The sequence below is a fragment of the Bradyrhizobium sp. SHOUNA76 genome (genome assembly GCF_023006445.1).
Lineage (GTDB): Bacteria > Pseudomonadota > Alphaproteobacteria > Rhizobiales > Xanthobacteraceae > Bradyrhizobium.
The window spans coordinates 1-7,742 of sequence record NZ_JALBHA010000315.1; the positions used below are offsets into that span (position 1 = coordinate 1).

Annotated in this window: 5 protein-coding genes; 3 read left to right on the top strand and 2 right to left on the bottom strand. The window is 65.0% G+C overall.

Annotation, left to right across the window (positions count from 1 at the left end):
- A partial coding sequence (locus tag MOV74_RS25685) for a DEAD/DEAH box helicase (RefSeq protein ID WP_246929135.1) occupies positions 1 to 836 on the bottom strand: 836 nt, incomplete at its 3' end.
- Between the two features lie 124 nt (positions 837 to 960).
- A complete protein-coding gene (locus MOV74_RS25690) occupies positions 961 to 2,277 on the bottom strand; it encodes a UDP-glucose/GDP-mannose dehydrogenase family protein (RefSeq protein WP_246929138.1) in 1,317 nt (438 codons plus the stop codon).
- Between the two features lie 194 nt (positions 2,278 to 2,471).
- Between MOV74_RS25690 and MOV74_RS25695 the strand changes: the two genes are divergently transcribed.
- From MOV74_RS25695 to MOV74_RS25705, 3 genes are all read left to right on the top strand, one after another.
- Positions 2,472 to 3,539, top strand: coding sequence for an acyltransferase family protein (locus MOV74_RS25695; protein WP_246929139.1), 1,068 nt, complete (start codon positions 2,472 to 2,474; stop codon positions 3,537 to 3,539).
- 196 nt (positions 3,540 to 3,735) lie between these two features.
- Entirely contained in the window at positions 3,736 to 6,804 is a 3,069-nt protein-coding gene (gene polA, locus MOV74_RS25700) for a DNA polymerase I (protein WP_246929141.1), read from the top strand.
- Positions 6,805 to 6,994: 190 nt separating this feature from the next.
- A complete protein-coding gene (locus MOV74_RS25705) occupies positions 6,995 to 7,630 on the top strand; it encodes a LysE family translocator (RefSeq protein WP_246929142.1) in 636 nt (211 codons plus the stop codon).
- Positions 7,631 to 7,742: the final 112 nt, after the last annotated feature.

Below are 7,742 nucleotides of genomic sequence, written 5' to 3' on the forward strand. Positions count from 1 at the left end.
GTCGCCAGCACCACCTTGCGCGTGCCCTTGGGCGCCGGCGCGATGGCGCGGTCCTGCACGGCGGCATCGAGCGCGCCGAATAGCGGCACGATCTCGATCGAGGCGTCCTGCACGCGCTCGGACAGGAAGTTCTGGGTGCGGCGGATTTCGGCGGCTCCCGGCAGGAACGCCAGCACCGAGCCGCTATCGGCACGCAGCGCGGATGCGATCGCATCCGCCATCTGCCGCTCCACCGGCGCGTCCGCCTTGCGGCCTAGATAGCGCGTGTCGACGGGGAAGGCGCGGCCCTCGCTTTCAACGACGGGGGCTTCGCCGAGCAGCTTTGCCACGCGCGCGCCGTCGAGCGTTGCCGACATCACGAGGATGCGCAGATCCTCGCGCAGGCCGGTTTGCGCATCACAGGCCAGCGCGAGACCCATGTCGGCATCGAGCGAACGCTCGTGGAATTCGTCGAACAGGATGGCGGCGACGCCTGACAGTTCGGGATCGTCGAGGATCTGACGGGTGAAGATGCCCTCGGTCACCACTTCGATGCGCGTGGCGCGCGAGATCTTCGAGCCGAACCGGACGCGATAGCCGACGGTCTCCCCAGCGCGCTCGCCCAATGATTTGGCCATACGATCGGCGCTGGCGCGCGCGGCGATGCGGCGCGGCTCCAGCACGATGATCTTCTTGCCCCTGGCCCAGGGCGCATCGAGCAAAGCCAGCGGCACGCGCGTGGTCTTGCCGGCGCCCGGTGGCGCCACCAGAACGGCAGCGTTATGCGCCTCCAACGTGCGCGAGAGGTCGTCGAGCACGGCGTCGATCGGCAGGGGCGTGTCGAAGCTGCGGGGCAAGGTCTATCCACTCGTCATGCCCGGCCTTGTGCCGGGCATCCGCGTTCTTTAACCCGCGAGTGAACAAGACGTGGATGGCCGGGACAAGCCCGGCCATGACGGAATCATTCGCGATCGAGGACTATCAGCCCTGCACCGGCGGGCGGCCGACGCTGTCATAGGTGAAGCCAGCCGCTTCCATGTCTTCAGGGCGGTAGATGTTGCGCAAGTCGACGACGACGGGCTGCGCCATGACGGTCTTCAGCCGGTCGAGATCGAGCGCGCGGAACTGGACCCATTCGGTGACGATGACGAGCGCATCGGCGCCTTGCGCGCAGGAATAGGCGTCCTCGCAATAGGTGATGTCAGGCAGCTCGCCCTTGGCCTGCTCCATGCCGACGGGATCGAACGCCTTGACCGTCGCGCCCATGTCGATCAGGCCTGTGACCAGCGGGATCGACGGCGCATCGCGCATGTCGTCAGTGTCGGGCTTGAAGGTGAGGCCGAGCACGGCGATGGTCTTGCCGCGCAGCGAGCCGCCGAGCGCCTGGCTCACCTTGCGCGCCATCGCGCGCTTGCGGTTCTCGTTCACGGCCAACACGGATTCGACGATGCGCAAGGAGACATCGTAATCCTGCGCGATCTTGATCAGCGCCTTGGTGTCCTTCGGGAAGCACGAGCCGCCGAAGCCGGGACCTGCATGCAGGAACTTGGTGCCGATGCGGTTGTCCAGGCCAATGCCGCGGGCGACTTCCTGCACGTTGGCGCCGGCTTTTTCGGAGAGATCGGCGATCTCGTTGATGAAGGTGATCTTGGTCGCGAGGAACGCGTTTGCGGCGTATTTGATCATCTCGGCGGTGCGGCGTTCCGTGAACATCAGCGGCGCCTGGTTCAGCGACAGCGGCCGGTAGATGTCGCCCATCACCTTGCGGCCGCGCTCGTCGGAGGTGCCGACCACGACGCGATCGGGAAACTTGAAGTCACGGATTGCGGCGCCCTCGCGCAGGAACTCGGGGTTCGAGGCGACCACGACGTCGGCGTTGGGATTGGTCTCGCGGATGATGCGCTCGACCTCGTCGCCGGTACCCACAGGCACGGTCGACTTCGTCACCACGACGGTGAAGCCGGTCAGCGACTGCGCGATCTCGCGCGCGGCGGCGTAGACGTAGGACAGATCGGCGTGGCCGTCGCCGCGGCGCGAGGGCGTGCCGACCGCGATGAAGACGGCATCGGCATCCGCAACCGGCTTCTTCAGGTCGGTGGTGAAGTCGAGCCGCTTGGCCTTGACGTTGGTCGCAACCAGCGCGTCGAGCCCGGGCTCGTAGATCGGGATCTCGCCGCGATGAAGGCTGGCGATCTTCTTCTCGTCCTTGTCGACGCAGGTGACGTCGTGACCGAAATCAGCAAAGCAGGCTCCGGACACCAATCCCACATAGCCCGTGCCGATCATCGCGATGCGCATGAAAATCCCTGTTTCAGAATGGTTAACGAAACCCCGACGCGGGGCGGTTTAGCATTTTCCCGAGGGGAGGGAACAGTCCGCATGCAAAAAAGCGGCATGGGAATTGAACCGGTAAAGAAGTCGGAAACCGCTGGGGCCCCACACTGCCCCACGCCCGAACAGGATGGGCGAAAGGCGCCTCGAAAAGGGACACCATGGCACCAGCAGGCACAATCGCAGGGAGCGGAGGCACCAGAGCCCTTTCTGCCGCGCGTGTCGACTGGGTCGACTACGCCAAGGGCATTTGCATCATCATGGTCGTGATGATGCATTCGGTGCTGGGGGTCGAGCTCGCCGCCGGCGAGACCGGTTTCATGCATGTCGCCGTCGCCTTCGCAAAGCCGTTCCGGATGCCGGATTTCTTCCTGATCTCGGGCCTGTTCCTGGCGCTGGTGATCGACCGGGACTGGCGAACCTATCTCGACCGCAAGGTGGTGCATTTCGTCTATTTCTATGTCGTCTGGGTGACAATCCAGTTCGGCTTCAAGGCGCCCGCTTTCGCGGCGGAGACGAGCTGGCACCACGTTGGCCTGTTGTATCTCGAATCCTTCATCGAGCCGTTCGGCACGCTGTGGTTCATCTATCTCTTGCCGATCTTCTTCGTCGTCACAAAACTGACACGCAAGATTCCGTCGCTCGCGATCTGGGTCATTGCCGCCGCGCTGGAGACGGCACACATCGCGACGGGATGGACCGTCATCGACGAGTTCTGCTCGCGCTTCGTCTATTTTTATTCGGGCTATCTGTTCGCGCCTTACGTGTTCGCGCTGTCGGACCGCGCGCGGAAGCATCCGGCGCTTGCGCTCGCAGCGCTCGCGACCTGGGCGTTGGTCAATGCCGGCCTCGTCGTGCTGGGGGCCAGCGAATGGAAGATCGTCTCGCTCGTGCTCGGTTTTGCCGGCGCCTGCGCGATCATCACGATGGGCACGCTGCTCGCACGCGCCCAATGGATGAATTTCATGCGCTTCTGCGGCGAGCATTCGATCGTGATCTATCTCGCCTTCTTCCTGCCGATGGCGGCGACCCGGACGCTGCTGCTGCGCACCGGCATCATCCCCGATATCGGCACGGTATCGCTGATCGTCACCATAGCCGGAGTAATCGGTGCGCTCGCGATCTGGCGGGCCGCCTTGCTGTTCAATGCCCGCTTCCTGTTCGAACGGCCCAATGCGTTCTGGATTGCGCCGAAGAAGGCGGGCGTGCGGTTGCAGGCGGCGGAGTAGCCGCACCCTCCGTGTCGTCGCCCGGCTTGACCGGGGCGACCCAGTATTCCAGAGACAATCGTGATTGACCGATAAGCTGCGGCGTACTGGATTCCCCGCTTTCGCGGGGAATGACAGTGGGGGATAGTGGCGTCGCCGAGCCAAAAATCCCCCTTCTAAGGCTGTCAAAGCCCGCAAAAATTCATACATTGCGGCCATGCCCAAAACCTCCCCGAAGACCTCCGCCAAAGCTGACACCAAGGCTGCGCCAAAAGCCGCCGACGCCGAGCCCGCCGCCGCGACAGCTGCTGCCAAACCTGTAGCAGCCAAGGCCGCCGGCAAGGGCGACCACGTGTTCCTGGTCGACGGTTCCTCCTATATCTTCCGCGCCTACCACGCGCTGCCACCGCTAAACCGCAAGTCCGACGGACTGCAGGTCAACGCCGTGCTCGGCTTCTGCAACATGCTGTGGAAACTCCTGCGCGACATGCCGGCCGACAACCGTCCGACGCACCTCGCGATCGTGTTCGACAAGTCGGAGGTCACCTTCCGCAACGCGATCTATCCCGAATACAAGGCGCACCGGCCGCCGGCACCCGACGATCTGATCCCGCAATTCGCGCTGATCCGCGAAGCGGTGCGCGCCTTCGACCTGCCCTGCCTGGAACAAGGTGGCTTCGAGGCCGACGATCTCATCGCGACCTATGTGCGCGAGGCGTGCGAGCGCGGCGCGAGCGCGACGATCGTGTCCTCCGACAAGGACCTGATGCAGCTCGTGACCGATTGCGTCACCATGTACGACACCATGAAGGACCGCCGCATCGGCATCCCCGAGGTGATCGAGAAGTTCGGCGTGCCGCCGAACAAGGTGGTCGAGGTGCAGGCGCTGGCCGGCGATTCCACCGACAACGTGCCCGGCGTGCCCGGCATCGGCATCAAGACCGCGGCGCAGCTGATCACCGAATATGGCGACCTTGACCAATTGCTGTTCCGTGCCGGCGAGATCAAGCAGCCGAAGCGCCGCGAGGCGCTGCTCGAGAACGCGGAGAAGGCGCGGATCTCGCGAAAACTCGTGCTGCTCGACGACAAGGTCAAGCTGGACGTGCCGCTCGACGACCTCGCCGTCCACGAGCCCGATGCGCGCAAGCTGATTGCCTTCCTGAAGGCGATGGAATTCACCACCTTGACGCGCCGCGTCGCCGACTATTCGCAGATCGATCCCGCCAATGTCGATGCCGATGCGAGCAACAGCAGCGGCGCCAGGGCCGGCGACGGCGCAGCGAAAGCAAGAACGTCCGAGGCTTCCGGCGATCTCTTCGCCACCCCTGCCGCGAGCGCAACGGGCGGCGACAAGGGCGACAAGGGCGCCAGCCTGAAGGGCGCGCCGATCTCGCTGGCTGCGGCGCGCGAAAACGCCATGCGCAAGCTCCCGGTCGATCGGAGCAAGTATCAGACGATCAAGACGCTCAAGGAGCTCAACGCATTCGTCGCGCGCATCCACGATGCCGGCCATGTCGCGATCGAGATCAAGGCAAACTCCATCGATCCGATGCAGGCCGATCTCTGCGGCATCGCGCTGGCGCTGGCGCCGAACGATGCCTGCTACGTGCCGCTGGCGCACAAGCAGTCCGGCGGCGGCGCCGGCCTGTTCGACGCCGGGCTTGCGTCCGACCAGGTCAAGCATGCGGATGCGATCGAGGCGTTGCGGCCGGTGCTGGAATCATCAGGCATCCTCAAGATCGGCTTCGACGTCAAATTCACCGCCGTGATGCTGGCGCAGCACAGCATCACCTTGCGCAACACCGACGATGCGCTCCTGATCTCCTACGTGCTCGATGCAGGACGCGGCTCGCATGCGCTGGACTCGCTGTCGGAGCGCTGGTTCGGTCATGCCATGCTCAAGGAAAACGAGCTGCTCGGCAGCGGCAAGGGCAAGATCACCTTCGACCAGGTACCGATCGACAAGGCTGCGGCGCTGTCGGCCGAAGGTGCCGACGTCGCCTTGCGTGTCTGGCACGTGCTGAAGCCGCGCCTCGTTGCCGAGCACATGACCGCGGTCTACGAGACGCTGGAGCGGCCGCTCGTGTCGGTGCTGGCGCGCATGGAGCGGCGCGGCATCTCGATCGACCGCCAGGTGCTGTCGCGTCTTTCCGGCGACTTTGCCCAGACGGCGGCGCGCGTCGAAGCCGAGATCCAGGAGATCGCGGGCGAGCCGGTCAATGTCGGCAGTCCCAAGCAGATCGGCGACATCCTGTTCGGCAAGATGGGATTGTCAGGCGGGACCAAGACGAAAACCGGCGCATGGTCGACCACCGCCCAGGTGCTGGACGAGCTCGCCGAGCAGGGCCACGACTTCCCGCGAAAGATCCTGGAGTGGCGCCAGGTCTCGAAACTGAAATCGACCTACACCGACGCGCTGCCGACCTATGTCAATCCGCAGACCCATCGCGTGCACACGACCTACGCGCTGGCAGCAACCACGACGGGCCGGCTATCGTCGAACGAGCCGAATCTCCAGAACATCCCGGTGCGCACGGAGGACGGCCGCAAGATCCGCCATGCCTTCATTGCGACATCAGGGCACAAGCTGGTGTCGGCCGACTATTCGCAGATCGAGCTGCGGCTGCTCGCGGAGATCGCCGACATTCCCGTGCTGAAGCAGGCGTTCCGCGACGGGCTCGACATTCACGCCATGACCGCGTCGGAAATGTTCGGCGTGCCGATCAAGGGCATGCCGAGCGAAATCCGCCGCCGCGCCAAGGCGATCAATTTCGGCATCATCTACGGCATCTCGGCGTTCGGCCTCGCCAACCAGCTCGGCATCGCGCGCGAGGAGGCCTCGGCCTATATCAAGAAATATTTCGAGCGCTTCCCCGGCATCCGCGCCTACATGGACGAGACACGCGATTTCTGCCGGAGCCACGGCTACGTCACCACGCTGTTCGGCCGGAAGATGCACTACCCCGACATCAAGGCGTCCAACGCCTCGGTGCGCGCCTTCAACGAGCGCGCCGCGATCAACGCGCGGCTCCAGGGCACCGCGGCCGACATCATCCGCCGCGCCATGACGCGGGTCGAGGATGCCCTCGCCGCAAAGAAGTTGTCGGCGCAGATGCTGCTGCAGGTCCATGACGAATTGATCTTCGAGGTGCCGGACGCCGAGGTCGAGGCGACGCTCCCCGTCGTGCAGCACGTCATGCAGGACGCGCCGTTCCCGGCCGTGCTGCTCTCGGTGCCGCTCCATGTCGACGCGCGCGCGGCGAACAACTGGGACGAGGCGCATTAGCGCTCTCTTCACCCCTCCCTGCTTGCGTTCGCCGCCGCCACACACTCGGTGTCGTCCCCGCGAAGGCGCGCTTTCGCGGGGACGACGCTGGGTGATATGCGGGGACCTCAATTGTCCTCCGAGCAATTGCGTGATGGCCCCGCTTCGCCGCGCATATTAGAACCGGTGCCGTCCCCGCACCGGTTCACCCATGCCCCACACCTCCGCCCTGCTCGGCTTCGCCCTCGTCTGCCTCGGCCTCGTGCTCACGCCCGGGCCGAACATGATCTACCTGATCTCGCGCTCGATCACGCAGGGGCCTGCGGCCGGCATCGTCTCGCTCGGTGGCGTGGCACTCGGCTTCGTGTTCTACATGCTGTGTGCGGCGTTCGGCATCACGGCGCTCTTGCTCGCCGTTCCCTTTGCCTATGACGCGCTGCGCTTCGCCGGTGCGGGTTATCTGTTGTGGCTTGCGTGGCAGGCGGTGAAACCGGGCGGGCGCTCGCCATTCCAGGTGAAACAGCTCGCCATCGACAGCCCGCGCAAATTGTTCGCGATGGGCTTCGTCACCAACCTGCTCAACCCGAAGATCGCGATGCTCTATCTGGCGCTGTTGCCGCAGTTCATCGATCCCGCCGCCGGCAGCGTGCTGGCGCAATCGGTGGTGCTCGGGGCGATCCAGATCGCGATCAGCGTCAGCGTGAATGCGATGATCGCGCTCGCGGCCGGATCGATCGCGCTGTTCCTGGCGAACCGGCCGAGCTGGATGCTGGTGCAGCGCTGGCTGATGGGCACGGTGCTGGCGGGTCTCGCGGTGCGGATGGCGGTCGAAGCGAAGAAGGTGTAGCTGACGCCACAAGCCGCGCTCGTGTCCCGGACGCGCTGCAGCGCTCTTGCGCTGCTGCGCAGAGCCGGGACCCAGCAGGCCAACAACGAGATCGCCGAGGCATGGGCCCCGG

Coding starts and splice junctions, on each gene's coding strand:
- MOV74_RS25695 (WP_246929139.1), top strand. CDS start 2,472: ATGGCACCAGCAGGCACAATCGCAGGGAGCGGAGGCACCAGAGCCCTT.
- MOV74_RS25705 (WP_246929142.1), top strand. CDS start 6,995: ATGCCCCACACCTCCGCCCTGCTCGGCTTCGCCCTCGTCTGCCTCGGC.
- MOV74_RS25690 (WP_246929138.1), bottom strand. CDS start 2,277: ATGCGCATCGCGATGATCGGCACGGGCTATGTGGGATTGGTGTCCGGA.
- polA (WP_246929141.1), top strand. CDS start 3,736: ATGCCCAAAACCTCCCCGAAGACCTCCGCCAAAGCTGACACCAAGGCT.